This is a genomic window from Curtobacterium sp. NPDC089689 (genome assembly GCF_044749145.1).
GTDB lineage: Bacteria > Actinomycetota > Actinomycetes > Actinomycetales > Microbacteriaceae > Curtobacterium.
This window is the reverse complement of the sequence record NZ_JBIVHJ010000002.1, coordinates 380655-406610: the sequence shown is the minus strand read 5'-3', so window position 1 is coordinate 406610 and position 25956 is coordinate 380655. Positions and strand designations below refer to the sequence as shown.

Annotated in this window: 30 protein-coding genes; 12 read left to right on the top strand and 18 right to left on the bottom strand. The window is 72.6% G+C overall.

The features are described from left to right. Together ACIPYW_RS10185 and ACIPYW_RS10180 are read right to left on the bottom strand one after the other, a co-directional pair. A partial coding sequence (locus ACIPYW_RS10185) for a hypothetical protein (RefSeq protein ID WP_400413025.1) occupies nt 1-1126 on the bottom strand: 1126 nt, incomplete at its 3' end. Nucleotides 1127-1216: 90 nt separating this feature from the next. Continuing rightward, complete coding sequence (locus tag ACIPYW_RS10180; RefSeq protein ID WP_400413023.1) at nt 1217-2539, bottom strand: hypothetical protein; 1323 nt, start codon at nt 2537-2539, stop codon at nt 1217-1219. A 123-nt stretch (nt 2540-2662) separates the two neighbouring features. Between ACIPYW_RS10180 and ACIPYW_RS10175 the strand changes: the two genes are divergently transcribed. Further along, complete coding sequence (locus ACIPYW_RS10175; protein ID WP_400413021.1) at nt 2663-3094, top strand: GNAT family N-acetyltransferase; 432 nt, start codon at nt 2663-2665, stop codon at nt 3092-3094. Here the strand turns inward: ACIPYW_RS10175 and ACIPYW_RS10170 are convergent. Then, nucleotides 3084-3626: an Lrp/AsnC family transcriptional regulator gene (locus ACIPYW_RS10170; RefSeq protein WP_400413019.1), complete on the bottom strand. Its 543-nt coding sequence runs from the start codon at nt 3624-3626 to the stop codon at nt 3084-3086. The genes ACIPYW_RS10175 and ACIPYW_RS10170 overlap by 11 nt on opposite strands. A gap of 92 nt (nt 3627-3718) precedes the next feature. On the opposite strand from ACIPYW_RS10170, the gene ACIPYW_RS10165 reads away from it, so the two are divergent. Next, on the top strand, nt 3719-4159 hold the full coding sequence (locus ACIPYW_RS10165; protein WP_400413017.1) for a phage holin family protein: 441 nt from the start codon (nt 3719-3721) through the stop codon (nt 4157-4159). A 3-nt stretch (nt 4160-4162) separates the two neighbouring features. Here ACIPYW_RS10165 and ACIPYW_RS10160 read toward each other — a convergent pair whose 3' ends face one another. Beyond that, nucleotides 4163-4678 (bottom strand): hypothetical protein, encoded by a 516-nt coding sequence (locus ACIPYW_RS10160; RefSeq protein ID WP_400413016.1) that lies wholly within the window; start codon nt 4676-4678, stop codon nt 4163-4165. A 16-nt stretch (nt 4679-4694) separates the two neighbouring features. Next, entirely contained in the window at nt 4695-5081 is a 387-nt protein-coding gene (locus ACIPYW_RS10155) for a DUF5997 family protein (protein WP_400413015.1), read from the bottom strand. A 33-nt stretch (nt 5082-5114) separates the two neighbouring features. Between ACIPYW_RS10155 and ACIPYW_RS10150 the strand changes: the two genes are divergently transcribed. Continuing rightward, nucleotides 5115-5957, top strand: coding sequence for a LysR family transcriptional regulator substrate-binding protein (locus tag ACIPYW_RS10150; protein ID WP_400413014.1), 843 nt, complete (start codon nt 5115-5117; stop codon nt 5955-5957). A gap of 15 nt (nt 5958-5972) precedes the next feature. Here ACIPYW_RS10150 and ACIPYW_RS10145 read toward each other — a convergent pair whose 3' ends face one another. The 3 genes from ACIPYW_RS10145 to ACIPYW_RS10135 are packed head-to-tail and all read right to left on the bottom strand — an operon-like array spanning nt 5973 to nt 7893. Continuing rightward, a complete protein-coding gene (locus tag ACIPYW_RS10145) occupies nt 5973-6791 on the bottom strand; it encodes a DJ-1/PfpI family protein (protein ID WP_400413012.1) in 819 nt (272 codons plus the stop codon). Between the two features lie 37 nt (nt 6792-6828). Continuing rightward, nucleotides 6829-7443 (bottom strand): DNA-3-methyladenine glycosylase I, encoded by a 615-nt coding sequence (locus ACIPYW_RS10140; RefSeq protein WP_400413010.1) that lies wholly within the window; start codon nt 7441-7443, stop codon nt 6829-6831. Between the two features lie 33 nt (nt 7444-7476). Further along, nucleotides 7477-7893 carry a VOC family protein gene (locus ACIPYW_RS10135; RefSeq protein WP_400413008.1) on the bottom strand — a complete coding sequence of 139 codons (417 nt, stop codon included), beginning with the start codon at nt 7891-7893 and terminating at the stop codon, nt 7477-7479. Nucleotides 7894-7992: 99 nt separating this feature from the next. Here ACIPYW_RS10135 and ACIPYW_RS10130 point away from each other — a divergent pair, with 99 nt between their 5' ends. Beyond that, nucleotides 7993-8286 carry a hypothetical protein gene (locus tag ACIPYW_RS10130; protein ID WP_400413006.1) on the top strand — a complete coding sequence of 98 codons (294 nt, stop codon included), beginning with the start codon at nt 7993-7995 and terminating at the stop codon, nt 8284-8286. Between the two features lie 473 nt (nt 8287-8759). Here ACIPYW_RS10130 and ACIPYW_RS10125 read toward each other — a convergent pair whose 3' ends face one another. Both ACIPYW_RS10125 and ACIPYW_RS10120 read right to left on the bottom strand, forming a co-directional pair. Next, entirely contained in the window at nt 8760-9086 is a 327-nt protein-coding gene (locus ACIPYW_RS10125) for a hypothetical protein (protein ID WP_083513473.1), read from the bottom strand. 21 nt (nt 9087-9107) lie between these two features. Then, on the bottom strand, nt 9108-10778 hold the full coding sequence (locus tag ACIPYW_RS10120) for a sodium:solute symporter family protein (protein WP_400413004.1): 1671 nt from the start codon (nt 10776-10778) through the stop codon (nt 9108-9110). 151 nt (nt 10779-10929) lie between these two features. Between ACIPYW_RS10120 and aroQ the strand changes: the two genes are divergently transcribed. Continuing rightward, nucleotides 10930-11382: a type II 3-dehydroquinate dehydratase gene (gene aroQ / locus ACIPYW_RS10115; protein ID WP_290131158.1), complete on the top strand. Its 453-nt coding sequence runs from the start codon at nt 10930-10932 to the stop codon at nt 11380-11382. 175 nt (nt 11383-11557) lie between these two features. Here aroQ and ACIPYW_RS10110 read toward each other — a convergent pair whose 3' ends face one another. After that, nucleotides 11558-12154 (bottom strand): NAD(P)H-dependent oxidoreductase, encoded by a 597-nt coding sequence (locus tag ACIPYW_RS10110; RefSeq protein ID WP_400413003.1) that lies wholly within the window; start codon nt 12152-12154, stop codon nt 11558-11560. A 95-nt stretch (nt 12155-12249) separates the two neighbouring features. Here ACIPYW_RS10110 and ACIPYW_RS10105 point away from each other — a divergent pair, with 95 nt between their 5' ends. Further along, nucleotides 12250-12714, top strand: coding sequence for an MSMEG_6728 family protein (locus ACIPYW_RS10105; RefSeq protein WP_400413002.1), 465 nt, complete (start codon nt 12250-12252; stop codon nt 12712-12714). 241 nt (nt 12715-12955) lie between these two features. Here the strand turns inward: ACIPYW_RS10105 and ACIPYW_RS10100 are convergent, their stop codons facing one another. The 6 genes from ACIPYW_RS10100 to ACIPYW_RS10075 all read right to left on the bottom strand — a co-directional run bounded on the left by ACIPYW_RS10100 (nt 12956) and on the right by ACIPYW_RS10075 (nt 19039). Continuing rightward, nucleotides 12956-13249: a hypothetical protein gene (locus tag ACIPYW_RS10100; protein ID WP_400413001.1), complete on the bottom strand. Its 294-nt coding sequence runs from the start codon at nt 13247-13249 to the stop codon at nt 12956-12958. A 105-nt stretch (nt 13250-13354) separates the two neighbouring features. Continuing rightward, complete coding sequence (locus tag ACIPYW_RS10095; RefSeq protein ID WP_400412999.1) at nt 13355-14494, bottom strand: cysteine desulfurase family protein; 1140 nt, start codon at nt 14492-14494, stop codon at nt 13355-13357. Between the two features lies 1 nt (nt 14495). After that, nucleotides 14496-15404, bottom strand: a complete 909-nt coding sequence (nadC, locus tag ACIPYW_RS10090; RefSeq protein ID WP_400412998.1) for a carboxylating nicotinate-nucleotide diphosphorylase — start codon at nt 15402-15404, stop codon at nt 14496-14498. Then, nucleotides 15401-17020 carry an L-aspartate oxidase gene (gene nadB / locus ACIPYW_RS10085; RefSeq protein ID WP_400412997.1) on the bottom strand — a complete coding sequence of 540 codons (1620 nt, stop codon included), beginning with the start codon at nt 17018-17020 and terminating at the stop codon, nt 15401-15403. Before nadB ends, nadC begins: the two co-directional genes overlap by 4 nt. 31 nt (nt 17021-17051) lie before the next feature. Continuing rightward, the gene (nadA, locus tag ACIPYW_RS10080) at nt 17052-18323 is read right to left on the bottom strand and encodes a quinolinate synthase NadA (protein WP_400412996.1); all 1272 of its coding nucleotides are present in this window, start codon (nt 18321-18323) and stop codon (nt 17052-17054) included. An 8-nt stretch (nt 18324-18331) separates the two neighbouring features. Further along, nucleotides 18332-19039 carry an NrtR DNA-binding winged helix domain-containing protein gene (locus ACIPYW_RS10075; protein WP_400412995.1) on the bottom strand — a complete coding sequence of 236 codons (708 nt, stop codon included), beginning with the start codon at nt 19037-19039 and terminating at the stop codon, nt 18332-18334. 103 nt (nt 19040-19142) lie between these two features. Between ACIPYW_RS10075 and ACIPYW_RS10070 the strand changes: the two genes are divergently transcribed. From ACIPYW_RS10070 to ACIPYW_RS10060, 3 genes are all read left to right on the top strand, one after another. Further along, nucleotides 19143-19424: an acylphosphatase gene (locus ACIPYW_RS10070; RefSeq protein WP_400412993.1), complete on the top strand. Its 282-nt coding sequence runs from the start codon at nt 19143-19145 to the stop codon at nt 19422-19424. Between the two features lie 155 nt (nt 19425-19579). Next, complete coding sequence (locus tag ACIPYW_RS10065; RefSeq protein ID WP_400412992.1) at nt 19580-21055, top strand: MDR family MFS transporter; 1476 nt, start codon at nt 19580-19582, stop codon at nt 21053-21055. Between the two features lie 39 nt (nt 21056-21094). Next, nucleotides 21095-22417: an FAD-binding protein gene (locus ACIPYW_RS10060; protein WP_400412990.1), complete on the top strand. Its 1323-nt coding sequence runs from the start codon at nt 21095-21097 to the stop codon at nt 22415-22417. A 76-nt stretch (nt 22418-22493) separates the two neighbouring features. On the opposite strand, the gene ACIPYW_RS10055 is transcribed toward ACIPYW_RS10060, so the two are convergent. Further along, nucleotides 22494-22991, bottom strand: a complete 498-nt coding sequence (locus ACIPYW_RS10055; RefSeq protein ID WP_400412989.1) for a 2'-5' RNA ligase family protein — start codon at nt 22989-22991, stop codon at nt 22494-22496. Nucleotides 22992-23152: 161 nt separating this feature from the next. Between ACIPYW_RS10055 and ACIPYW_RS10050 the strand changes: the two genes are divergently transcribed. From ACIPYW_RS10050 to ACIPYW_RS10040, 3 genes are read left to right on the top strand one after another with little or no spacing between them, the layout of a single operon-like run. Next, nucleotides 23153-24106 (top strand): MetQ/NlpA family ABC transporter substrate-binding protein, encoded by a 954-nt coding sequence (locus ACIPYW_RS10050; protein ID WP_400412987.1) that lies wholly within the window; start codon nt 23153-23155, stop codon nt 24104-24106. After that, nucleotides 24106-25146, top strand: a complete 1041-nt coding sequence (locus ACIPYW_RS10045) for a methionine ABC transporter ATP-binding protein (RefSeq protein ID WP_290131144.1) — start codon at nt 24106-24108, stop codon at nt 25144-25146. The genes ACIPYW_RS10050 and ACIPYW_RS10045 overlap by 1 nt, the downstream gene beginning before the upstream one ends. Next, entirely contained in the window at nt 25143-25814 is a 672-nt protein-coding gene (locus ACIPYW_RS10040; protein WP_290131143.1) for a methionine ABC transporter permease, read from the top strand. The genes ACIPYW_RS10045 and ACIPYW_RS10040 overlap by 4 nt, the downstream gene beginning before the upstream one ends. Nucleotides 25815-25956 lie beyond the last annotated feature (142 nt).

Below are 25956 nucleotides of genomic sequence, written 5' to 3'. Positions count from 1 at the left end.
GTTCCGTCGTCCCACCGGCCGACGGGACCGAACCCGTCGAACCCGTGCCGGACGTCGAACCCGAGCTCGTGCCGTCACCGACGACCCCGATCCCGTTCCCACCGACCGTGACCGGCAGGCTGATCACCGGCGCGACCTGCGTCCCCGAACCGATGCCGTCCGAACCATCCGTCGTCCCACCGGCCGACGGCACCGAACCCGTCGAACCCGTGCCGGACGTCGAACCCGAGCTCGTGCCGTCACCGACGACCCCGATCCCGTTGCCGGAGATCGTCACGGGCACCGACACGAGGCCACTGACCTGCGTGCCGGAGAGCAGCCCGTCGGAACCGTCCGTGGTCGGCGTCGGGGCTCCCGTGCCCGTCCCCGTCCCGACCGGCGCCGTGGTCGTCGAGCCGGAGGCCGCGCCGTCACCGAGGACGCCGACCCCGTTGCCCGAAACCGTCACCGGCACGGACACGACCGGGGCGACCTGCGTGCCCGAGGCGGTGCCGTCCGCGCCGGAGGTGGTCGGGGCCGGTGCGGTCGGAGCGGACGAGTCCGCAGCCGGAGCGGCCGGAGCCGCCGCCGAGGACGCATCGCCCGCGACCCCGACGGCGTTGGCGGACACGGTCACGGGGACGTCCACGTCCGGGGCGACCTGCGTCCCGGAGGCCGTGCCGTCCGTGCCCGACGTGGTCGGCGCAGGCGCTGAGGGTGCCGGGGCAGGTGCCGGAGCCGCCGGAGCGGTCGCCGAGGACGCATCGCCCGCGACCCCGACGGCGTTGCCGGACACGGTCACCGGGACGCTCACCGCCGGAGCGACCTGCGTCCCCGAGGCGGTGCCGGCCGCCCCCGAGGTGACCGGCGCCGGAGCCGGAGCTGCCGGAGCCGAGGATGCCGGAGCCGCGGGTGCCGGGGTCGACGCAGCGCCGGACCCGGTCACCGTCGACACCGCGTCGCCGAGGACGCCGAGCGCGTTGCCGGTGACGGACACCGGTGCGTCGACGGACGGGGCGACCTGTGTGCCCGAGACGGCTCCGTCCGCTCCGGAGGTCGTCGCGGCGTTCGCTGCCGCGGCTCCCCCGAGGGTCAGGCCGCCGACGAAGAGGGCAAACCAGAGCCCTCTCGAGACGTACTTGTTCATGGTCGTTCACTCCCTGATCGAGATCGGTTCCCGACCGTGATGACGGTCGGGGTGTGTGCGTGCCTGCCGTGGCGGACAGGCGCACCGATCTCAGTCAGGGGCGACGTCGTGGTCGCCGACGACGGACGCGGGGACCACGTCGTCGGCGAGGGAACCGCGTGACCCCGCGGCGAGGGAGAACCGGGGGTCCGAACCGGCGGTCGTGCCGACCGGCGCGGTGATCGATGAACCGCCCGTCGCACCACCGGGGGTGCCGGTCGCGGCGGGGCCGTCGGCCGGCAGGTGCACGGGGGCACCACCCTCCGGGACGAGGAGCGCGCGCCCGTCCACGACCACGGAGGTCGTCGGGGCGGTGCCGAGGGACGCGTCACCGGCCGCGGGGACCCGAACCGCCGCGACCGGTGACGTGGTCGTTGCCGCAGCGTCGGCCGACCCGGCCTGCGGCACGGAGGACGGCGCTGGCGTGGAGGTGACCGCGGGGGCACCGGAGCCGCTGCCCACCGGGGGCAGGCCGGTCCCGGTGACGGGGGTCGTGCCTCCAGGCGGGGTTGCGACCGGTGGCTGTGCGCCGTCGAGCGGCGGGAGCACGCCGCCGGGCGTGAGCGGGACCGTGCCGTCGACCACGCCGGGGAGGTCGCCGACCGTGCCGCCGACGCCGCCGAGTGTGTCGTCGACGAGCCCGGTGACGGGCGCCGTGACGGTCCCGAGGGCACCGTCGCCGACGACCGGTCCGACGACCGGGAGTCCGGCGACGACGCGGTCGAGAGCGTCCACGAGCCCGGTCACGGGGCGTGCGTCGGTGAGGTCCTGCACGGCTCCCGTGACGGGGCGCAGTGCCGTCGCGAGCGTGCCGGTCAGCGGCCGGTAGGCACTGGCCGCCTCGGTCGCGGAGCCCGCCGTGGACGTCGGTGCGGGAGCCGGTGCTGCGGGCTCGGCGGGTGCGTGCGCGGCGGGCGCCGCGGGCGCCGCGGCCGAGTTGTGGACCGGCGCGACCGGCGCCGGAGCGGACTTCGCGGGTGCCGGAGCGGGCTCCGCGGGTGCCGGTCGGGCAGCGGGCTGCGCCGGCTGCGCAGCGGGAACCGGCTGCGCCGCGGGCGCCGGGGCCGGAGCCGCGGGACGGGGAGCCGGGTGCTGCGACGGAGGCTTCGGGGCGACGGCGGTGCGGACGGGGTCGACCACCTCACCGACGACCGAACCGACGCCGCGGGTGACGCCCTGCACGGCCGATCCGAGGCCTTCCGTCACCCCGCCGAGCAGACCCGGCCGGTCGCTGGTGGACGCGGCGGAGGGCAGGGCGGCGGTCGACGCCGAAGCGGACCGCACGCCGAAGACGAGGGTGAGCAGCACGAGGGCAGCAGCGAGCCCGACGCCCAGCAGGACGTACCGGACCAGCGTGCTCAGGGGTGCACGCATCGCCTGATCCATGCGCTCACCTCCTGATCCTGGCTGCGCACGTAGAGTGGTTGCCCGGTACGGTACGCCCGTCCGCCCGAGTTCGCATCCCCTTTCGTGGGGAAACGTCAGGAAAGGCCGGCATTGGTCCCGATCTTCAGCGCCCCGACCCGCAACCTCGACCCCGTGACGCTGCACGAGATCCTCCGTCTGCGGCAGGACGTCTTCGTGGTCGAGCAGGGCGCCGCGTACGACGACATCGACGGCCGCGACCTCGAGCCGGGCACGGTGCAGTTCTGGGCGGGACGCGGATCGGTCGACGCGACGGTGCGGCTGCTCCGCGAACCGGACGGCAGCGAGCGGATCGGCCGCGTGGCCACCGCTCGGCACGCCCGCGGACACGGGCTCGCCGGACGGCTCATCGAGGCAGCGATCACCGAGGCCCGTGGCCCGCGGATCCTCCTCGGAGCGCAGGAGCACCTCGAGGACTTCTACGGCCGGTTCGGCTTCGTCCGCTCCGGGGCGCCGTACTCCGAGGACCGGATCCCGCACATCCCGATGACCCTCACCCGCTAGACCGCTCCGCACGCCAGCGGCGGAGCTCGTCGAACGACCGCCCCCGGTGCGTCCGGTCCGCCACGAGCCGCTCGAACACGATGTTCGTCTGGGTGGTCGCCACGGACGGGTCACCACTCAGCTCGTCGGCCACGAAGTCCCGGAGCTGCTCGGTGGACGTGCACGCGATGTGCACGAGGAAGTCCTTGTCACCCGCGAGGAACGACACGTCCTGCACGACGGGCACCTGCAGCAGCCGCTTCGCGAACTCCCGGAGCTCGTGCCGTGCGGCGGCGTGGACGCGGACCGAGACCATCGCCTCGATCGAGAACCCGAGCCGCGCGACGTCGACGTCGGCCCGGTAGCCGCGGACCACCCCGGCGTCCTCGAGGGCACGGACACGAGCGAGGCACGTCGACGGGGCGATGCCGACGGCCGCGGCGAGCCGGTTGTTCGGGATGCGGGCGTCCTCGGCGAGGGTCCAGAGGATGCGCTCGTCGACCTCGTCGAACCGCGGGGTGGGGTCGGGACGGCGGGCGGCACGTTCGGACATGCCACGACGGTACCGCGCCCTGGGAGCCGCGCGTAGCGTGGCCGGACACTGACCGTGACGCGCGCCCGACGCGCCGACGACGAGGAGCCCCCGTGAGCACCGACGACCACGACGGCGGCAAGCCGTCCACCCGCGACTCGCTCACCGCCGGCCTCGTGCAGCGAGCCCTCGAGCCGCTCCTCCGTGCGGTGCGGGAGGAGGTCGCAGCCGCCCGCCGTGAGGTCGGTGCCCGCGCGAAGGGCGCGAGGACCGGCCTGGTGCTCACGGGCGCGGCGGTCGCGTTCGCCCTGACCACCCTCGTGCTGCTCGCGGGCTTCGTGGTGGCGCTCCTCGCCCTCGCGCTCCCGGTCTGGGCGGCGACGGGGATCACGCTCGTCGTGTTCGCGATCGTGACGGGCGTCCTCGCGGCCGTCGGGGTCCGGGGCATCCGCCGTGGCGTGCCACCCGTGCCGAAGGACACCATGCGCGCCGCGAAGGACCGTGTCACGAAGGACCGCGTCGCGCGGACGACCGACGAGTCGACGCGCGACTGACCGCTACATCGCGAGGGTCATGCCGACCACGGCGACGGTCATCGCGAAGACCTCGCCGCTCCGGACCGCCCTGCGGTCCTCCTGCGCCCACTCGTACCGGAGGAGCCACCCGCTGAACGCACAGTAGCCGATCACGCCGGCGCCGAGCACCGCCGTGAGCGCGATGCCGTGACCAGCGTGTCCGTCGACTGCACCGGTCGCGTGGCCCATCAGGAGCATCCCGGCCATCACGACCGCCGAGAGCGCGCGGTGCAGGTCCATCGGTTCGGCGCGGCGCCCGTCCTGGCGACGGCGTCGCACCACCGGGAGCGGCGCGAGCAGCAGGAGGACGGTCGCGGCGAGGAGCGTCCACACCGCGCCCGCGTGCACGACCGGGAGCAGCATCGCGACGAGCATCACCATCGCCGGGACGACCACACCGATGCGCGGCCGGTAGCGGTCACCGACGATGCAGCACACCGACGCGAACTGCGGCACGACGAGCATCGCGTCGGCGACGGTCTCGTGCACGGCGGTCATGGGCGGTCGGAGGTGTTCAGTCCTCGGAGCGGGCGGCCTTCGCGGCGCGCTCCTGCTTCACCCGGGCGTTCTCGGCGTGCACCGCGGCCTGCGTCGCCCGCTCGCGCACCAGCCACTCGGGCTTCTCCTGGAGGAGCGTCTTGATCTCCGCGGTCGTCAGCGGGTCGTCGATGCCCGCACGGCTCAGCCCCGAGATCGACACGCCGAGCTTCTGCGCCACGACGGGTCGCGGGTGCGGACCGTCGCGACGGAGGTCCTCGAGCCACGCCGGCGGCTCGGTCCGGAGTTCGTCGAACGCGGTCCTGCTGATCGGCGCACCGCGGAAGGACTCCGGGGCGGCCGACAGCAGGATACCGAGCTTCTTCGCGGCCGTCTCGGGCTTCATGGTCTGTTCCTGCGCCATGCACACCAGGGTACGGCCCCTATGCTCGGTTGCATGACCGAGGCCCTCACCATCGCCTTCGTGCCCGGGGTGTCCCCGGCGAAGTGGGCCCGCGTCTGGCGCGAGCGGTTCCCCACGATCGAGCTGCGTCTCCGCCCGATCGGCGCGGACGAGGTCGACGACGCCCTCGCCGGGGAGGCCGACATGGTCTTCGCCCGCGAGCCCGTCCCCGACCACCACAACGCGATCCCGCTCTGGACCGAGACCGCGGTGGTCGCGATGCCGAAGGACTCCCCGCTCGCCGACGCGACCGAGGTCGACCTCACCACGACGGACGTCCACGTCGTCGACGCCGGCCCCGTCCCCGCGGACGTCGACGCGACGCTCGACCTGGTCGAGGCGAACGTCGGCGTCGCGGTCCTCCCGCAGTCGCTCTTCCGTGCGGCGAGCCGGAAGGACCTCGTCGCCCGGCCGCTCACCGGCTCCCCCGGCACCCGCATCCTGCTCGCCTGGCGTTCGGAGGACGCCTCCGAGACCACGGAGGAGTTCATCGGCGTGGTGCGCGGGCGGACCGCCAACAGTTCCCGGGGTGGTCAGGACCAGACTGGGCCCCGCCCGCCGGTTCCGGACCGTCGCGCCAGCGACGGGACGGCCGTGCCGGGTGGGAGAGGCCCGGATCGCGCCGACGAGAGCAGCTCGCGCTCGTCCGCGGCCGGCTCCGGTTCCGGCTCCGGCTCTCGCGGCGGCAAGGCGACCGCCGCGAACAGCCGCACCACCGCCAAGCGCGGAGCCACGAAGGGCACCAGCGGGAAGACCGGCGGCGGCAAGGCCGGGCGCGGCAAGGTCCAGCGCGGGATGAAGGGCAAGCCGAAGCGCGGCTCGAAGGGCAACCGGTAGGCGGCGGCCCCGACGTCAGCGGATGACCGCTGCGGCCGCGCGCGCCACCCGCTCACCCCGTGCGTCCTCGGCCGCAGCGCGTGCCTCGGTGACGACCCTGGCGTCCGCCCGCTCGGCCGACCCGGCGTCGAACGGCGGCTGCGGGTCGTACTCGATCTGCAACTGGATGCGCTCGGCTGCCGGCTGTCCGGCGAGTTCACCGGCCAGCCAGAGCGCCATGTCGATGCCCGCGCTGACCCCGGCCGCGGTGACGACCGCGCCGTCGTCGACGATGCGCTGCTCCACCGGGTCCGCGCCGAACGCCGCGAGCATCGGCTTCGAGGCCCAGTGCGTCGTCGCGCGCTTGCCCGCGAGGAGGCCCGCCGCGCCGAGCACGAACGCGCCGGTGCACACCGACGTCACCCAGGTGGCGTGCTCCGCCGTGCGCCGGACGAACGCGACGACGTCCGGGTCGAGCATCGCGTCGAAGGTTCCGTCGCCGCCGGGGACGACGAGGACGTCCGCCGCCCGCGCGGTCGCGAACGTCGCGGTCGGGACGAGCGCGAGGCCGCAGTCGCTCGGCACCGGGTCGGGACTCGCCGCGACGTACTCCACCGAGGCACCGGGCACCCGTGCGAGGACCTGCGCGGGTCCGGTCAGGTCGAGCTGGGTCAGCCCGGGGAAGAGGAGGAAGGCGATCCGGACCTCTGCCGGGTCGTGCTGCGGGCGCACGTCACCGGGAGCTTCCGGCGCGGGCGTCGGCGTGTCGGCCGGCACCTCGACGTGCTCGGCGCCGATCGGCTGCACCGGCACCGTCCGCGATCGGTTCGGGGCGGGGTCCGGTTCCGAGGTCATGCCTCGACCGTAGCCCTGCCCGCGCACCGGTGGCCGCTCAGCTCCAGACGCCGGAGCTCCCCCGCCGATGGCTGCCGAGCAGGTGCGTGTCGACGATGCCGATCGCCTCCATCAGCGCGTACATCGTGGTCGGGCCGACGAACGCGAACCCGCGCTTCCGGAGCGCCTTCGACAGCGCCACCGACTCGTCGGACGTCGTCGGGACGTCGGCGAACGTGACCGGCTCGGGCGTGCGCTCGGGCCGGAACGACCACACGAGGTCGGAGAGCCCTCCGTCCTCGCGCAGTGCCACCGTCGCGTTCGCGTTCGTGATGGTCGCGAGGATCTTCGCCCGGTTCCGCACGATGCCCGCGTCGGCCATCAGTCGCGCGACGTCGTCCTCGCCGTACCCGGCGACCACGTCCGGGTCGAAGTCCGCGAAGGCGCTCCGGAACGCCGGACGCTTCGCGAGGATCGTCCGCCACGACAGCCCGGACTGGAACGCCTCGAGGGACAGCCGCTCGAACACGCCCCGTTCGTCGCGGACGGGCATCCCCCACTCGGTGTCGTAGTAGGTGCGGAGCATCTCGTCGGTCGACGCCCAGACCGGGCGGGCGAGACCATCCGCACCGACGACGAGGGACTGCGGGACGACGGGTTCTCCGGTGCTCACGCACCCATCCTGTCGTCCACCGCCGACACGTTGCTACTCGCTCGGGGGACCGTCCTGCATCGCGGCCTGGTCCATCCACACGTGCTCCCAACGGTGGCCGTCCGGGTCGGTGAAGCTCCGCTGGTACATGGAGCCGAGGTCCATCTCGGGCCGGTCCTCGCTCCCGCCGGACATGACGGCAGCGTCGACGATCCGGTGCACGTCGTCCTTCGAGTCAGCGCTGAGGGAGTTGATCACCTCGATCGTGTCCGGCCCGGCGATCGTCTTGTCGGTGAACTCGGCGAACTTCGCGTGGGTGAGCAGCATCACGTACACGGTGTCGCTCACCACGACGCACGCCGCGGTCTCGTCGGTGAAGTCGGGGTTGATCGTGTAGCCGAGGGACTCGTAGAAGGACTTCGACCGGTCGAGGTCGGCGACCGGCAGGTTGATGAACACCATCGTGGGCATGGGGGCTCCTTCGCTTCCCCAGAACCTCTCGCAGACCCCTGTCCCTCCGCAAGCACGGTTCCGAGCCGGAACGATCGTGATACGCAATATTCTGGATCGATGCGGACTGCCTACGTCGACGAATCCGAGCCGGGCGGCGGGCTGGATCACACCGTGTACGTGATGGCCGCGGTCCTCATCGATGCGGCAGACGCGAGCGAGGCGCGCGGAGCCGTGCGGAGCGCGACTCCGAAGCGCATGCGGAAACTGCACTGGTACGAAGCACTCGGCGGTCAGCGGTTGACCTGGCTCGGTCTCCTCACCCGGGCGGTGAGCATCGTGGTGGTGCGTTACGACGGCCAACCCGCCCGCACGGAACGACGGCGGCGGCGGTGCATCGAGCGCCTGGTGTGAGAACTCGAACAGCGAGACGTCCGTGCACTCGTGCTCGAGTCGCGAAGCCGAGTCCGCGATGCCAGCGACGTTTCGATGCTCGAGTCGCTCCGGGACCGCGGCATCGGCAACGGTATCCGCCACGAGCACGTCCGCGGTTCGGACGAACCCCTGCTCGCTCTGGCAGACATCGCCTGTGGAGCGCACTCCCGCGGATTGCTGGAGTCGCGACCTCAGGACGCGCTCGTCCTGGTGCAGTAGCCCGGACAGCGCAAAACCCCGGTCCCGCGCTGGCTGCAGGAAACTCCGGGGCTCACTTTCGGCCGAGCAGCACCCGACCGACATGTCAATACTAGAGCCCTTGCGGCGGACGGTCAAGGAGGACTGAGTGAGGCCAGCGCGACGGACGCGCACCGTGCCTCCATGCCGACGCCGCCAGGGACGACCGACGGCCGCCCGCCGGAGCGGACGGCCGTCGGACCGGTGCGGGTGCGTCAGGCGAGTTCGCGGCCCTCGCCGGCCGCCTTCTGGTGCTCCTCGGCCTCGGCCTGGCCGATGATGTCCGCCGCGGGCACCGGGTTCAGCCGGTCCCACAGGAAGAAGAGCAGGCCGCCGACGAGCAGCGAGAGCCCGACCCACAGGTTGATGTGGATGCCGCCGGTCTTCTCCGGGTCGGTGCCGTAGTTGACGATCCCGACGATCGTCGTGATCACGCCGTAGACCACGAAGAGGCCTCCGAGGATGCGGCGCAGGTCGAGTCGGCGGGTGGAACGGACGAGGGCCTGCTGCTCCTCGGTCATCGTGGTGGTGTCGTCACGCATGAGCGATCTCCTTCGAGCGGATCAGAGGAACGGGAGGTAGAGGGCGACGCAGAGCACGAGCGCGACGGTCCCGAGGAGGGCCGGCGAGCGGTACCAGGCGGTGTCGGTGGCGACGGCCCCGGCGGTCATGTCGATCTTGCCGACGCCGTAGACCAGCCCGCCGAGCTCCGACACGTCCTTCGGCTTCGTGGCGAGGGACACGACCACGGCGACGACGAGGACGGTGACGAAGGAGATGATCGCGCCGTAGAGCGTCTCGGCGGTCGCGGTGGCGAAGAGGTCCGGGTTCACGAGGTAGGCGATCCAGGTGATCGTCGGGGCGATGATGCCGAGGATGTACCCCCAGAGCGCCCCGGCGGTGGTCATCCGCTTCCAGAGCAGTCCGAGGATGAAGACGCCGAACAGCGGTGCGTTGAAGAACGAGAACAGCGTCTGCATGTACGTCATGATGTTGCCGGCCTGCGCGGCCAGGAACGCGGTGCCGATGCCGACGAGGACGCCGACGACGGTGACCCAGCGGCCGGCCTGCAGGTAGTGCAGGTCGGGCATGTTCGGCTTGATGTAGCGCTGCCAGATGTCGTACGTGAAGACGGTGTTGAACGACGAGACGTTCGCGGCCATGCCGGCCATGAACGAGGCGAGGAGGCCCGTGACGGCGATGCCGAGCACACCGGTCGGGAGGTACATCTGGATGAGCTTCGGGATCGCGTCGTTGTAGGTGAGCGCACCCGAGGCGAACTGGTTGCCGACGACGGCCGCGGCGATCAGACCGGGGACGACGACGATGAACGGGATGAAGAGCTTCGGGATCGCCGCGATGAGCGGGGTGCGGCGGGCTGCCGACATGTTCTTCGCGGAGAACGCGCGCTGGACCTCGGTGAAGTTGGTGGTCCAGTAGCCGAAGGACAGCACGAAGCCGAGGCCGAGCACGATCGCGAGCCAGTTCGCCCCGATCGGGTTCGTGACGTCGCCGATGCCGGTGCCGGCCCACGCCTGCAGGTGCTGCACACCCTGGGTCTGCTTGATCGCCTCGGTCAGGCCACCCCAGCCGCCGACGCGGTGCAGGCCGACGATCGTCAGCGGCACGAGGCCGGCGATGATCACGAAGAACTGCATGACCTCGTTGTAGATCGCGCTGCTCAGGCCGCCGAGGGTGATGTACGCGAGCACGAACGCGGCGGACACGAGGATCGCGAGCCACTCCGGCCAGCCGAGCATCGCCTCGATGACGATGGCCATGGCGTAGAGGTTGATGCCGGCGATGAGGACGTTCGACACCGCGAAGGCGATGGAGTTCACCAGGTGCGGCGCCTTGCCGAACCGGCGGAGCATGAACTCCGGCACGCTGCGCACCTTCGACCCGTAGTAGAAGGGCATCATCACGAGCCCGAGGAACACCATCGCGGGCACGGCACCCACGAGGTAGTAGTGCAGGGTCGCCATGCCGATCTGCGCACCGTTCGCCGCCATGCCGAGGATCTCGGTCGCGCCGAGGTTCGCGGACACGAACGCCAGGCCCGTGATCCACGCCGGCATCGACCGTCCGGACAGGAAGAAGTCCATGCTCGTGCGGACCTGCCGCCGGGCGGTGAACCCGATGCCGATCACCACCGCGAAGTACACGATGATCATCAAGTAGTCGACCCAGCCCAAGTCGAGCCGGATCCCGCTGTTCGCTGCCGCGAGAACCATTCACACTCCACGTCGATGTGTTGCAGCCGACAACTCCGCCGGCCCGGACGGAGACGCTACACCGGTTTGTGACCGTTCACATAGCTGAGGCATGTTTCACCCCGGCACACGTGCACGAGCCCGTGACCTCGGCCCTCGGTAGGCTCGGCGCATGACCGCACCGCGCATCCTCGTGCTCAACGGGCCGAACCTCGACATCCTCGGCCGTCGCGACCCGGCGCAGTACGGTACGACGACGCTCGCCGAGATCGAGGCCATCGTGCACACCGAGGCGGCGGTCCACGAGCTCGAGGCCGACTTCCGGCAGACGAACCGCGAGGGCGAGCTCGTCGAGTGGCTGCACGAGGCGCTCGACGACTTCGTCGCCGTGGTGATCAACCCCGCGGCCTACGCGCACACCTCGGTCGCGCTGCACGACGCGGTCGAGGCGCTCACCGTCCCGGTCGTCGAGGTGCACCTGTCGAACACGTGGAAGCGCGAGCCCTTCCGGCACGTCGACCACGTCGCGACGGCGGCGACGGCCGTCATCGCCGGCGCGGGCGCCGACGGGTACCGACTGGCCGTCGCGCACGTCGCGTCCCTGGTGGCGGACCCGACCGACTGACGGCCTGGAGGCACGGTGCGGGCCCGCCCCGCGCCTCCCGTCCGGGCGCGGCCCTCGTCGCGTCGCGAGGTTCCAGGATCCTGGACGCTCGCCACCGGCGATGCCCGGCACCTCGGCGAACGCGAGCGGGGGTGTCGTGGAACCTCGACCGCTGGTCGCGCTGGGCCGTGAGCCGCTAGAACTCGGCGGGGCGGCGCACGTCAGCTGCGCCGGCGGTGGCGAAGCCCCCGCGGATGATCGGCAGCGCCCGTCGTACGGCCTGGTCGATGCGGAGCTCGAGGTCGACGCTCGCGATGTCGTAGGCGCCCTCGCGCTTGGTGAAGTCGCGCTCGTTGCCGAACACCCCGAGCGGCAGCGTCGTCGACTGGAAGAACCCGAACAGCGGCCGCATCTGGTGCTCGACGAGCAGCGCGTGCCGGTCACTGCCGCCCGTGGCCGTGAGCAGCACCGGGGTGTCGACGAGGTCGTACTGCCCGACCCAGTCGAAGAAGAGCTTGAACGCGCCGGAGTACGCGGCACGGAACGCAGGGCTGCCGACCACGAGGACGTCCGCCGTCTCGACGAGCTCGAGGGCGCGGGCCGTGGCCGGGGCCATCGCCTCCCGCGAGCTGGCCGCGCCGAGGTCGGCGAGCAGCGGACCGATCTCCACCGTCTCGGTCCGAGCGTCCTCGAACTCCTGCCCGAGGCGTGCGACCGTGGCCGCGACCAGGGTCGAGGTCCGCGACGGATCCGACGGGCTGCCGCTGACGCCGACGACGAGTGCTGCGCTCATGTCGTCGATGCTCACACGCAGCGCTCCCCCGGGGTGCGCGTGTGACGGCATGTGTCGGGGAGCCCTGCCAGCGCGCCGCGGGTAGCGTCCGGTCGATGCAGACGTTCCTGCCGTACGCCGACTTCCGCGCCTCGGCCGAGGTGCTCGACGACCGTCGGCTCGGCAAGCAGCGCGTCGAGACCCTGCAGGTGATGCGCGCCCTGACGCTGCCCGACTACGGCTGGCAGAACCACCCGGTGACGGCGATGTGGCGCGGCTACCGGCCGGCACTCATGGCCTACCAGGACGCGACGTGCGCGGTGTGGGTCGAGCGCGGGCACCCGGACACCTGCCGCGACAAGACCGTGGCGGACCTGGCGCTCGTCCCCGAGGACCTCGAGGCCTACGCCTCGGGCGACTTCGCCGTACCACCGTGGAACGACGACGAGGCCCTGCACCGGTCGCACCGCTCGAAGCTGCTGCAGAAGGCGCCGGAGTTCTACCGGCCGCTGTTCCCGGACGACCCCGACGACCTGGCCTACGTGTGGCCCGGGACGGTCCCGGCTCCGGTCCGCGACTGACCGTCGCTCGCGGGCGGCACCGGCCCGCGGTGTGCGTCACCGGCCCGCCGTGGGCATCAGGGGGCACGGCGTCGCAGGGTCGACGCCACGCCCACGGCGGGTCGCGGTGTGCGGCGGGGCACGACGACAGGGGGATGTCGTGCCCCGCGCCGGACGCAGATCAGGGGGTCGCGTCCGGCTGGGTGCACCGCGGACCCACAGGGGGGCGGGTCCGGCGGTGCTGGTCCGGTAGGGCTGTACTTCAGAGGGGGTGTTCGGTGTCCTCTCGGTACCGGTCCGATTCGGTCGGTGCGGGCATCGACCGGTGCTCAGGGATGGCCACGGCGGCTCGGTCGACGGCCGGCCGGATCATCGGGAGCAGGGCGCTCCCGACGGTCGCGAGCGCTCCGACGACGGCCACGACCGCGAGGGGTCCGGCGCCGAGGTCGTGCTGGGCGGCCACGACGAGCGCGAGCACCGTCGCGGGTGCGGGGAGGAGCTGGACTGCCCGGAAGCGGTCCTCCCGCCGGACCCGAGTCGTGATCGCGTTTGCCATGCGGACAGCCTGACGCACTTCCCCGGTCCGCAAAAGGGGGGACACGACCCCACTCATGGAGTAGAACGTCTAGTACACCCGATCCGGCTCGCCGCGACGGCTGCCTCAGGCCAGCGCGCGCACCGCGGCGACGGCGTCCCGCACGGCACCGACGACGGCGGGCACGTCCGACGGCGCGAGGGACTCGTCGAACGTCAGCCGCACCGCCGACCGCGCCGTGTCCTCGTCGAGCCCGAGTGCCGTGAGGACGTGCGAGGCCTCCGTGCTCCCCGCCGCACACGCGCTGCCCGACGAGGACACCACGTCCCGCTGCTCGAGCTCGAGCAGCACCGTCTCGCCGTGCACGCCCGGGAAGCAGAACGACGCGTGCCCCGGGAGCCGCGACGTCCGCGAACCGGTCACGAACGCCCCGGGCACGGCCGCGAGCACGCCGTCCAGCACGGCGTCCCGCACCGCGGTCGCCCGGGCCGCGGCGTCCGTCCGCTCCCCCGCGTGCAGCGTCAGCGCGGTGGCGACGGCGACCGCGCCGGCGACGTCCTCGGTCCCGGACCGCCGTCCGCGTTCCTGTCCTCCGCCGTGCAGGAGCGGCTCGAGCGGCGTCCCGCCACGCACGACGAGGACGCCGGTCCCCTTCGGCGCGCCGAGCTTGTGACCGGACAGCGACACCGCGTCCGCGTCGGTGGCCTCGGGCCCGACCGGCAGCCACGGTGCGGACTGCACGGCGTCGGTGTGGAACCGTGCCCCCACGCCGTGCGCCACCGCGCCGAGCGCGCGGACGTCCTGCACCGTGCCGACCTCGTTCGACGCGTGCGCGATCGTCACGAGCGTCGTGTCGGGACGGAGCGCTTCGGCGAGGACGTCCGGGTGGACGACGCCCTCGCGGTCGACCGGCAGCACGGTCACCTCGAAGCCGTGGTGCCGCTCCAGGTAGCGGCAGCTCTCGAGCACGGCCTCGTGCTCGATCGCGCTCGTGACGACGTGTCGCCCCCGCGGCGCCGCGAGGGCGATGCCCTTGACGGCCGTGTTCGCCCCCTCGGTGCCCCCGGTGGTGAAGACGACCTCGGCCGGCCGGTAGCCGAGCACCCGGGCCGCAGCCGACCGGGCGTCGGCGAGACCCCGCGCGGCGGCGTCCCCCACACCGTGCGTCGACGACGGGTTGCCGAACGTGCCGGTGAGGTACGGCCACATCGCCTCGAGCACCTCGCGGCGGACGGGCGTGGTGGCGGCGCGGTCGAGGTAGAACACGTCAGGCCGAGACGGCGATGTCGAGCCCGAGGTCGAGGGCCCGGGCCGAGTGCGTGAGGGCACCGACGGAGATGACGTCGACCCCCGTCGCGGCGATCGCACCGACGGTGTCGAGGGCCACCCCGCCCGACGCCTCGACCAGGGCACGCCCGGCCACGATCGCGACGCCCTCGACGAGCTCGTCCGGTCCGAAGTTGTCGAGCATGATCGTGTCGACGCCCGCCGCGACGACGGGTTCGACCTGGTCGACGCGGTCCACCTCGACCTCGAGGTGCACGGTGTGGCCGAGCCGCTGCCGGGCAGCCCGCACCGCGTCACCGATGTCGATGCCGCTCGCGAGGAGCACCGCGAGGTGGTTGTCCTTCGCCATCACGGCGTCCGACAGCGACGTGCGGTGGTTCCGGCCGCCACCGCACCGCACCGCGTACCGCTCGAGCGCGCGGAGCCCCGGGGTCGTCTTCCGGGTGTCGACGATGCGCGCCGAGGTGCCCGCGACGGCCGCGACGTAGGCCGCGGTGAGCGTGGCGACGCCGGACATCCGCTGCACGAGGTTGAGTGCGACCCGTTCCGCGCGGAGGACCGACCGTGCCGGCCCCGACACCGTCACGAGGGTGTCCCCCGCGACGAACCCGGTGCCGTCGGCCACGTGCACCTCGGCCCGGATCGTCGGGTCCACGGCGTGCATGACCGACACGAAGACGCCGCCGCCGCTCAGCACGCCGGGCTCCCGTGCGGCAAGGACCGCGGTCGCCGTGGCGCCCGCGGGGATGAGGGTCTCGCTGGTGACGTCGCCCCACGGGGCGTCCTCCTCGAGCGCGGTGTCGACCACGCGCCGGAGGACGTGCGGCGGGATCGAGCCGGGATCGGTGACGACGAGGGCGTCGGGCGTCGGTGCGGCGGTGTCGGTCATGCGGGTACCTCCTGCGGGACGGCCGCGGGTCGGAGGACCCAGCCGTTCGGTCGTGCGGCTCGGGGATCGGTGTCGGGGTGGTCGGTCCGGGCGTGCGCGCCGCGGGACTCGGTGCGGGCCTCGGCGGCGCGGGCGGTCAGCCGGGCGAGGTCGAGCAGGGCGCGGTCCTCGTGCTCGCGGACGCCGGTGGGCGCCGGCACGCCGAGGCGGTCGAGGTCGCGGCGGGCGCTCGCGAGTCCGCTCGCGTCGCGCAGGAGCCCGACCCGGTCCGTCATGACGGACTGCACCGCCTGACGGACGTCCGCGGCGTCGGTGCGGTGATCCGGGCCTCCCGTCCGGTCCTGCCGGGAGGCACGGGTCGCGTCCGCAGCGTCGGCGACGGTCACGACGTCCAACGTCGTGTCGCCGCGCAGGCGGATCCGGTCGGGTCGCGGTGCACCGAGCGCGTCCGCGGCGCGGACCGCGAAGACGAGGCCCTCCAGCAGCGAGTTCGAGGCGAGCCGGTTCGCCCCGTGGACCCCGGTGCAGGCGACCTCGCCGACCGCGAGGAGTCCGGGCAGGCTGGTGCGTCCCTCGGCGTCGGTCGCGACGCCGCCCATGGCGTAGTGGGCCGCGGGGGCGACGGGGACGCCCTCGCGGGTCCAGTCGTAGCCGGCGGCGCGCGTGGCGCGGGTGAGGCCGGGGAACCGACGGACGAGGAAGTCCGGGTCGAGGCCGGTGGCGTCGAGGTGCACCGGTGCGCCGCCCTGGTCGCGGACGGCGGCGGCGATGCCCCGGGCGACGACGTCACGCGGGGCGAGCTCGGCGTCCGGGTGGAGACGGGTCATGAAGCGGTCACCGCGGGCGTCGCGGAGCACGGCGCCCTCGCCGCGGACGGCCTCGGACACGAGCCCGCCGTCCGGAACGGCCAGGCGGGTCGGGTGGAACTGGACGAACTCGACGTCGGCGAGCACGGCGCCCGCGCGCCAGGCCGCCGCCTGGCCGTCCCCCGTCGCGACGAGCGGGTTCGTGGTCTCGCGGTACAGGTGTCCCGCGCCGCCCGAGGCGAGGACGACCGCGTCGGCGTCGAGCCGCCGCGGTTCGCCGAGGAGGTCCAGGACGTCGACGCCGACGACCGCGCCGCCGTGGACCACGAGGTCGACGAGGCAGGTGCGCTCGAGGATCGTGACGTGGCGCCGGTGCAGGGCGTCGACGAGGGTCCGCTCGATCGCCGCGCCGGTCGCGTCGCCGTCGGCGTGGACGACCCGCCAGCGACCGTGCGCGGCCTCACGACCCCGGGCGAGGTCGTCGCCGTGCCGGTCGAGGCTCGCCGCGTCGGTGGTGCGGTCGAACGGCACGCCGAGCGCGAGCAGGTCGCGGACGCGGGCGGGCCCGTCGGTGCAGAGCACCTCGACCGCGCGGGCGTCGGCGCTGCCGGCGGCGGCGACGTGCGTGTCCGCCTGGTGCAGGGCGGCGGAGTCGTCGGCGCCGAGCGCCACGGCGACACCGCCCTGGGCGTACCGGGTGGCGCCGTCGGTCAGTGTGCCCTTCGTCACGAGGGTGACGTCGTGGCGGCTGCTCGCACGGATCGCGGCGGTGAGCCCGGCGATGCCGGACCCCACGATGACGACGTGCACGGTGTGCTCCTTCCGTCCCGGCGGTCCCGCGTCAGCCGCGGGGCTTGGCGGCGAGCATGCGCTCGAGGGCGACCTTCGCGTCGGCCTGGACGTCGGTGGGCACGACGATCTCGTTGAGGACCTCACCGCGGACGAGCGCCTCGAGCACCCACGCGAGGTAGCCGGGGTGGATCCGGTACATGGTCGAGCACGGGCAGACGACCGGGTCCAGGCAGAAGATCGTGTGCTGCGGGTACTCCGCCGCGAGCCGGTTCACCATGTTGATCTCGGTGCCGATCGCGAACGTCGTCGGCTCGGTCGCGGCCGCCACGGTCTTCCGGATGAGGTCGGTGCTGCCCGCGTGGTCCGCGGCGTCCACGACCGCCATCGGACACTCCGGGTGGACGATGACCTGCACGCCGGGGTGGTCGCGTCGGGCCTGGTCGATCTGGTCGACGGTGAAGCGGCGGTGCACCGAGCAGAACCCGTGCCAGAGGATCACCCGGGCGTCCTGCAGGGCCGCGACGTCGTTGCCGCCGAGCGCCTTCCGCGGGTTCCACATCGGCATGCGGTCGGTGCTGATCCCCATGGCCTTCGCGGTGTTGCGGCCGAGGTGCTGGTCGGGGAAGAACAGGACGCGCTGCCCGCGCTCGAACGCCCACTCGAGGACGGTCGCGGCGTTCGAGCTCGTGCAGACGATGCCGCCGTTCCGGCCGCAGAACGCCTTGAGGTCCGCCGCGGAGTTCATGTAGGTGACCGGGATGACCGGGACGCGTCCGTCGGCGTCCGGCTCGGTGCCGTAGACCGCCGTGAGCTCCGCCCAGGCCTGCTCGACGCTGTCGATGTCCGCCATGTCGGCCATCGAGCAGCCCGCGGCGAGGTTCGGCAGTATGACCCGCTGGTCGTCCCGCGCGAGGATGTCCGCCGTCTCCGCCATGAAGTGGACGCCGCAGAACACGATGGCCTCGGCGTCGGGCTTCGTCAGCGCGGCGTTGGCGAGCTGGAACGAGTCTCCGAGGAAGTCCGCGTGCCGCACGACCTCGTCCCGCTGGTAGAAGTGCCCGAGGACGACGACGCGGTCGCCGAGGGTGGCCTTCGCCCGCTCGATGCGCTCGTGCAGTTCCTCGTCGCTCGCGGTCTTGTACTCGTCGGGGATGCCGCCCTGCCGGGGAGCCCCGGTCGGGATGACGTCGGACATCGACGACCCCGGACCGTAGCCGGGCCGGGAGTCGAAGTCCCACGCGGGCACCGCGAGGTCCGGCGTGCACGTGCTGCCGGCGGCGCCGCCGTTGGAGATGAGCTCGATCGTGGTCGCGATGGACACGGTGGTTCCTATCGGTTCGTTGGCTGCTCGGCCCGGTGCAGCGGACCGTTGTCCGCGTACGCGAGGTCGGGGTTGGAACGGTAGAGCCGGGCCGGACGGTGCCGTCCCCCGCTCGTGGTCTCGTCGGTGGGCAGGACCGCGTCGGTCTTCTCCACCTGTCGTCGGAAGTTCGCGGGGTCGAGCGCCCGCCCGAGCACCGCCTCGTACACGCCGCGGAGCTCGGCGAGGGTGAACCGGTCGCCGAGGAACGCCTGCGCGATCCGGGAGTACGACATCTTGTTCCGCAGCCGCCACAGGGCGTACTCGACGATGCGGTCGTGGTCGAACGCGAGCGGTGGGTGCTCGTCGGCGAGGAACCAGCGGACGTTCCAGTCGTCGGGCACGACGTTCGCCTCGTCCGGGTGCACCAGGGCCCAGTACACGATCGAGACGACCCGGCTCGGGGAGCGGTCGACGTCCCCGAACGCGTAGAGCTGCTCGAGGTACCGCGGCTGCACGTTCGTGGTCTCCCGGAGACGCGCCGCGGCGGAGTCCTCGAGCCCCTCGTCCGGTCGCACCCATCCGCCCGGGAGCGCCCACGAGCCCTCGTACGGTTCCGCGACCCGACGCACGAGCGGCATCCACAGCGCCGGTGCACCCGTGTCCGGGTGCGGACGCAGCGCGACGATCACGGTGGACACCGCGACGCGGATGGAGGGCTCAGGAGATAGTGTCATGTTGACTCGAAGTGTTCGGGTTGCGATGACTCTATCACCGGGTTTCACGAGTCGGTAACACCGCCGAAAACTCGTCCGGGGAGCGCACGCCTACGGTGAGGGCATGACGACGGTGACGAGGATGCACGCGGTGGTGTCGGGCACGGTGCAGGGGGTCGGTTTCCGGTACTGGACGGCGCGGAAGGCCGACGGGCTCGACCTCGTCGGGTACGCGCGGAACCTGTTCGACGGGACGGTCGAGGTGGAGGCCGAGGGGCCGTCCGCAGCGGTCGACCGGCTCATGGACCTGCTGCACAGCGGCCCGCCCTCGGCCGAGGTGACCGAGGTCGCGCTCCGCCCGGTGGTGCCGCACGGGGACACCGAGGGGTTCTCGATCCTGCACTGAGCGCCGACCGCCTGCACCGAGCACCGAGCACCGAGCACCGGCCGTTCACCGGAGTGTCGGTTGGAAGCGGAATAATCGAATCCGTTCAGGCGGTTGCCCTGTCTGCGCTCCGGCGCCCCCTCGTCCCGTACGTCGCGATCCACCAGGAGCCCCGCATGACCCAGGCCGTCGATTCCGCACCCCGCACCGGGAGCGTGACGCAGCCGTCCTCCGGCGAGACCCGGCTCGTGATCGGGCTCCTGCTCGTCTCCGCGTTCGTGGTCATCCTCAACGAGACGATCATGGGCGTCGCGCTCCCCCGGCTCATGGACGACCTCGGCATCAGCGCGGCCACGGGCCAGTGGCTGACGACCGGGTTCCTCCTCACGATGGCCGTCGTCATCCCGATCACCGGGTTCCTGCTGCAGCGGTTCAACACGCGGCCGGTGTTCGTCTGGGCGATGAGCCTGTTCTCCGCCGGCACGCTCGTCGCGCTGCTCGCCCCGGGCTTCACGATGCTGCTCGTCGGGCGCATCGTGCAGGCGAGCGGGACGGCGATCATGATGCCGCTCCTCATGACGACGGTGCTGACGCTCGTCGAGCCGGCGCACCGCGGGCGCGTGATGGGCAACATCTCGATCGTCATCTCCGTCGCCCCGGCCGTCGGTCCGACGATCTCCGGGCTGATCCTCAACGCGTTCTCGTGGCGCTGGCTCTTCGGCTTCGTGCTCCCGATCGCGATCGCCGCGCTGATCCTCGGCATGGTCAAGGTGCGCAACGTGTCCACGCCGCGGAAGGCCCCGATCGACGTGCTCTCCGTCGTGCTCTCCGCATTCGCGTTCGGCGGGCTCGTGTACGGGCTGTCGAGCATCGGCGAGGCCGGGTCGACCGGGCCGCTCGTGCCGATCGTGTCGCTCGTGGTCGGCGTGGTCGCCCTCGCGGTGTTCGTGCTCCGACAGACCCGCCTGCAGCGCAGCGACTCGGCCCTGCTCGACCTGCGCACGTTCCGCACCGCCGGCTTCACCATCCCGATCGTCGCGATGGTCGTCAGCTTCATGGCGATGTTCGGCACCCTCATCCTGCTGCCGATCTACCTCGAGCGCGTCCTCGGGCTCGAGGTCCTGCAGGTCGGGCTCCTCCTGCTCCCCGGCGGCCTGATCATGGGGCTGCTCTCGCCGGTGGTCGGTCGCGTCTACGACCGCCGCGGCCCGCGCGTGCTGCTCATCCCCGGCTCGATCATCGTCAGCGCCGTGCTCTGGGCGCTCTCGACCGTCGGCGTCGGCACGAGCGTCTGGTTCGTCCTCGGCGCGCACGTGGTCCTGAGCATCGGGCTGGCGCTGACCTTCACGCCGCTCTTCACCTCGGCGCTCGGCGGGCTCCCGCCGAAGCTGTACTCGCACGGCAGCGCGGTGCTCGGCACGGCACAGCAGCTCGCGGGTGCCGCGGGCACGGCACTCTTCGTGACCCTGCTCACCATCGGGGCGGCGGGTGCGGCGAGCGCTGGTGCGGCGGACGTCGCCGCGGCCACCGCGACGGGCGTGAAGACCGCGTTCCTGGTCGGCGCGATCATCTCCCTCGCCGGCATCGTGACCGCGTCGATGGTCCGCCGCCCGGAGACCCCGGAGGGTGCCCCGGCTCCGTCGATGCACTGACGGCCCGCCCGACCACCGGACCGGTGCGGCGGCTGCCCCGTGATCGGCGCTGCCGCGGCGGCCCGGCGGACGGCGCTCCCGCGGCCGTCGGCGGCGCGTGGCATCGTGGGCGGCATGTGGTCGACGACGAGCGAGCTGAACTGGTCCGGCACGGTCACCTACACGGCGGAGCGCGTCGTCCGACCCGGTTCCGTCGCCGAGGCCGCCGAGGTCGTGGCCCGCTCCCCGCGGGTGCACGGCCTCGGCACCCGGCACTCGTTCAACGACGTCGCGGACACCCCCGGTGTGCTGCTCGACCTCACGGGCGTCCCGACCGACCTCGTCGTCGACACCGACGCACGGACCGCGACGATGGGCGCGGGGACCCGGTACGGACTCGTCGCACCGGAGATCGACCGCGCCGGGTTCGCCCTGCACAACATGGGCTCGCTGCCGCACATCTCGATCGGCGGCGCGGTCGCGACCGGCACGCACGGCTCCGGCACGACGCTCGGTTCGCTGAGCACCGCCGTCCGCTCCCTCGAGCTGATCGGGCCGGACGGCGAGCTCCACACCGTGCGCCGCGACGACCCCGGGTTCGCGGGCACGGTCCTCCACCTCGGGCTGTTCGGCATCGTGACCCGGGTGGCCCTCGACCTCCAGCCGACCTACGGCATGCGGCAGGACTCCTACGGCCCGGTCCCGTGGGACGTCTTCACCGCGCACGTCGCCGAGGTCCACGCCGCCGCCTACTCGGTGTGCTCGTACACGGTGTTCGGCGACGAGATCAGCGACGTGCTCGTGAAGTCCCGCGTCCCCGACGGCGCCGTCGACGTGACTGTGCCGGAACACCTCCTCGGTGCGCCGAAGCGGCCGGGGACACCGGGTGACGGGCACCACACCGCCCGCGACGGGTCGGTCGGTCCGTGGTGGGACCGCCTGCCGCACTTCCCCATCGAGTCGGTCCCGAGCGTCGGGTCCGAGGTCCAGAGCGAGCACTTCGTCCCGCTCCGGCACGCGGCGGCGGCCCTCGACGCCGTCCGGACGATGGCGGAGCGCATCCAGCCGCACCTGCACGTCTGCGAACTCCGGACGATGGCGGCCGATCCGTTCTGGCTGAGCCCGACCCAGGGTGAGGACGTGCTCTGCATCGCCTTCACCTGGAAGAAGCACCCGGCCGAGGTCGCGGCGCTCCTGCCCGACCTCGAGGGCCTGCTCGCCCCCTTCGACGGGCGGCCGCACTGGGGGAAGATGAGCTCCCTGGACGGCGAGGCGATCGCCGGGCTGTACCCGCGCCTCCCGGCCGTCCGCGACCTGGTCCGCGCCGCGGACCCGGACCGCGTCTTCGGCTCCGCCTTCGCCGAGCGCGTCCTCGGGGTCTGACGACGCTACTCCGACGGCGGCGGGACGCGGACGGGACGACGCAGCCGGGAGGCCCGTCCCGGCGCCGAACCGCTCCTCACGCCAGCGGCGTGACCGCCCCCGCCTCGCCGTCCCAGAACCGCACGCCGCTCACCTCGAGCACCTCGGGCAGCGGTGCCCGCCGGAGTGCCGCCAGCGCCCGAGGGAGGTCGACGTCCCGGACCCGCCGTGCGAACGACACGTGCGGCGACCACGCACCCGGCAGCGAGGTGTCGACGCCGCCGGGCGCAGCGCGGTGGACGGCCTCGTGGAAGGCGGCGAGCGCCGGGTCGACGACGACGGCCCGGACGAGCACGGACCGCTCCGGACCGGCGGGGAAGAGCAGGACACCGCCGAGCCGGAGCGTCGCGGGCACGGGCGCGTCGAACCCGGTCGGGACGGGCAGGTCAGGACCGGCAGCGAGGGTGACGTGCGGCGCGTTCGACGCCGACACGTGCCGACCGAGGCTCGGCAGGTCGTCAGCGATCAGCTCGTCCCACACCGCTCGGACGGCCGCGTCCGACGCCGGGGACAGGACGAGTTCGATGCTCCGCACCCGTCCGAGTGAACCCGACCGCGCTGTCACACGGCTGTAACACGGCGGAACGCAACTCGCGGCACCCGTGGGTCACCGGTCACACTCGTCGCACGCCACGGACCAGTGCTGCTCCGCGGGCGAGTCGAAGACCACGCACCGCTCACCCCACGAGGAGCACCATGTCCGCACCTGCACTGCCCCAGAAGCCGAAGGGCAAGCGTCCGATCGGCTGGATCGTCGCTGCGGCCGTCGTCGTCGTCGCGATCGTCGTCGCCGTGATCGTCGGTGCCGTCCGTGCCGGTGGTGACGGTGGGGCGGGTGCGACTGCCGACGGCGGTGCCGCCAAGACCGTGAAGATCGGTGTCGCGGACAAGGCGCTGCCGTACTGGAAGACCTACACGAAGCTCGCGAAGGAGAAGCTGAACGTCACCGTGCAGCTCGTGAACTTCTCGGACTACTCGCTGCCGAACCCGGCGCTCAAGGACGAGCAGATCGACATCAACCAGTTCCAGCACATCCAGTACCTCGCGGACTACAACGTCACCTCGGACGACGACCTCCAGCCGATCGGCTCGACGGCCGTCTACCCGCTGCCGCTCTACGCGACGAAGTACGACAGCGCCTCGGCCCTGCCGGCGGACGCGAAGGTCGCGATCCCGAACGACGCGATCAACCAGGCGCGTGCGCTCCTCGTGCTGCAGGACGCGAAGCTCCTCACGCTGAAGGACGGCGGCACCGCGTTCTCGACGACCGGCGACATCGAGACCCACAAGGTCGACGTGCAGACCCTCGACGCCTCGCAGACCGCGAACGCGCTGCAGCAGGGTTCCGTCGCGGCGGCCGTCGTGAACAACAACTTCGCGACGTCCGCCGGCCTGCCGGTCAAGGACGTCATCTCGAAGGACGACCCGTCGAGCGCCAGCGCAGCCCCGTACGTCAACGTGTTCGCCGTCCGGAACGCCGACAAGGACGACGCGACCTACCTGGCCCTCGCGAAGCTGTTCCAGGACAGCGCGGTGCAGAAGGCGTTCACGAAGGACTACCCGCAGGCCGTCGCGCGCAACGTGAGCGCGTCGAAGCTGCAGAGCGAGCTCGCGAGCGTCGAGCAGGACGCGAAGGCGGCCAAGCAGTAGTGTCTGCCCTCGTCGAACTCCGCGGCGTCTCGAAGCACTACCGCCGCGCCGACACCGGCGAGACCGTCACCGCGGTCGAGGACGTCTCCCTGGACGTGCACCAGGGAGAGGTCCTCGGGGTGATCGGCTACTCCGGTGCCGGGAAGTCGACGCTCGTCCGGCTCGTCAACGCCCTGGAGCTGCCCAGCTCCGGGTCGGTGACGGTCGCCGGACAGGACCTGACGGCGATCCCCGAGCGGGACCGCCGTCAGGCGCGTCGGCGCATCGGGATGATCTTCCAGCAGTTCAACCTCTTCCGGTCCCGGACGATCGCGGGCAACGTGGCGTACCCGCTCAAGGTCGCGGGCGTCGGCAAGCAGGAGCGCGACCGTCGCGTCGCGGAACTGCTCGACTTCGTCGGGCTGCTGGACCGTGCGTACGCCTACCCGGAGCAGCTCTCCGGCGGGCAGAAGCAGCGCGTCGGCATCGCCCGTGCGCTGGCCTCGAACCCCGAGCTGCTGCTCGCCGACGAGGCCACGAGCGCCCTCGACCCGGACACCACGTCCGAGGTCCTCGGCCTGCTCCGCCGGGTGAACCGGGAGCTCGGCGTCACGATCATCGTCATCACGCACGAGATGGACGCCGTGCGGCAGATCGCGGACCGCGTCGCCGTGATGGAGCACGGCCGCGTGGTCGAAGTCGGCGACGTGTACGACGTGTTCTCGAAGCCGCAGACCCCGGCCGCGCAGCGGTTCGTCCGGACGGCCCTGCACGACCGACCGTCCGCGGAGCAGCTCGTGCGGCTCCGTGAACACCACACCGGTCGACTCGTCACCGTGCAGATATCCGACGAGGTCGGCCTGCAGAACCGCATCGATGCCGCGTGGCGCGCGCACGGCGTGACGGCCGAACTCGTGTTCGGCGGTGTGGGCGAGATCCGGGAGCGCCGGATCGGCTCGCTCACCTACGAGCTGACGAGCGACGACCCGCACGCCGTCGACGAGGCCGTCCGCGATCTGCGCGCGAGCGGCACCACCGTGGACGAGGAGGCGGCGGCGTGAACAACACCTTCCAGAGCGTGATCGACACGTTCGACGTCTTCGTCGCCTCGGTGCGCGACACCCTCGTGATGACGATCATCTCGCTCGTCGTCGCCGGTGTGATCGGCCTCGCCCTCGGGCTCACGCTGTACGCCACCCGCCCGGGCAACCTGCTCGGCAACCGGACCGTCCACACCGTCGTCAACGTCGTCGTGAACATCGTCCGGCCGATCCCGTTCGTGATCCTCCTGGCTGCGATCGGTCCCCTGCAGCGGGAGGTCGTGGGCACCACCATCGGCGTCCCCGCGGTGACGTTCGCGATCTCGTTCGCGGCGTCGTTCGCCGTCGCCCGGATCGTGGAGCAGAACCTGCTCGCGGTGGACCCCGGCGTGGTCGAGGCTGCCCGGGCGTCGGGAGCGCACCCGGTGTCGATCCTCCTGACGGTGCTCATCCCGGAGGGCCTCGGGCCGCTCATCCTCGGGTACACGTTCATCTACGTCGGCATCGTCGACATGACGGCGCAGGGCGCGATCGTCGGTGGCGGCGGCCTCGGCGAGTACGCGATCAACTACGGCTCGCAGCGCTACGACTGGTGGATCGTCTACGTCTCGGTGGCGGCGATCGTGGTCATCGTCCAGCTCGGGCAGTTCCTCGGGAACCGTCTGGCGCGCGCGACGTTGCGTCGCTGACGCGCCCCGGGTCGCGGACGCGACCGTGGGCGGGCGGGGGGGGGGGGGGGCCCCGGGGCCCCCCCCCCCCCGCCCGCGGGGGGGGGGGGGGGGGGGGGGGCCCCCCCCCCCCCCCCCCCCCCCCCCGGGGGGGCACACAGGC

Coding starts and splice junctions, on each gene's coding strand:
- ACIPYW_RS10180 (WP_400413023.1), bottom strand. CDS start 2,539: ATGCGTGCACCCCTGAGCACGCTGGTCCGGTACGTCCTGCTGGGCGTC.
- ACIPYW_RS10170 (WP_400413019.1), bottom strand. CDS start 3,626: ATGTCCGAACGTGCCGCCCGCCGTCCCGACCCCACCCCGCGGTTCGAC.
- ACIPYW_RS10160 (WP_400413016.1), bottom strand. CDS start 4,678: ATGACCGCCGTGCACGAGACCGTCGCCGACGCGATGCTCGTCGTGCCG.
- ACIPYW_RS10155 (WP_400413015.1), bottom strand. CDS start 5,081: ATGGCGCAGGAACAGACCATGAAGCCCGAGACGGCCGCGAAGAAGCTC.
- ACIPYW_RS10150 (WP_400413014.1), top strand. CDS start 5,115: ATGACCGAGGCCCTCACCATCGCCTTCGTGCCCGGGGTGTCCCCGGCG.
- ACIPYW_RS10145 (WP_400413012.1), bottom strand. CDS start 6,791: ATGACCTCGGAACCGGACCCCGCCCCGAACCGATCGCGGACGGTGCCG.
- ACIPYW_RS10135 (WP_400413008.1), bottom strand. CDS start 7,893: ATGCCCACGATGGTGTTCATCAACCTGCCGGTCGCCGACCTCGACCGG.
- ACIPYW_RS10130 (WP_400413006.1), top strand. CDS start 7,993: ATGCGGACTGCCTACGTCGACGAATCCGAGCCGGGCGGCGGGCTGGAT.
- ACIPYW_RS10125 (WP_083513473.1), bottom strand. CDS start 9,086: ATGCGTGACGACACCACCACGATGACCGAGGAGCAGCAGGCCCTCGTC.
- ACIPYW_RS10120 (WP_400413004.1), bottom strand. CDS start 10,778: ATGGTTCTCGCGGCAGCGAACAGCGGGATCCGGCTCGACTTGGGCTGG.
- aroQ (WP_290131158.1), top strand. CDS start 10,930: ATGACCGCACCGCGCATCCTCGTGCTCAACGGGCCGAACCTCGACATC.
- ACIPYW_RS10110 (WP_400413003.1), bottom strand. CDS start 12,154: ATGAGCGCAGCACTCGTCGTCGGCGTCAGCGGCAGCCCGTCGGATCCG.
- ACIPYW_RS10105 (WP_400413002.1), top strand. CDS start 12,250: ATGCAGACGTTCCTGCCGTACGCCGACTTCCGCGCCTCGGCCGAGGTG.
- ACIPYW_RS10100 (WP_400413001.1), bottom strand. CDS start 13,249: ATGGCAAACGCGATCACGACTCGGGTCCGGCGGGAGGACCGCTTCCGG.
- nadC (WP_400412998.1), bottom strand. CDS start 15,404: ATGACCGACACCGCCGCACCGACGCCCGACGCCCTCGTCGTCACCGAT.
- ACIPYW_RS10075 (WP_400412995.1), bottom strand. CDS start 19,039: ATGACACTATCTCCTGAGCCCTCCATCCGCGTCGCGGTGTCCACCGTG.
- ACIPYW_RS10070 (WP_400412993.1), top strand. CDS start 19,143: ATGACGACGGTGACGAGGATGCACGCGGTGGTGTCGGGCACGGTGCAG.
- ACIPYW_RS10065 (WP_400412992.1), top strand. CDS start 19,580: ATGACCCAGGCCGTCGATTCCGCACCCCGCACCGGGAGCGTGACGCAG.
- ACIPYW_RS10050 (WP_400412987.1), top strand. CDS start 23,153: ATGTCCGCACCTGCACTGCCCCAGAAGCCGAAGGGCAAGCGTCCGATC.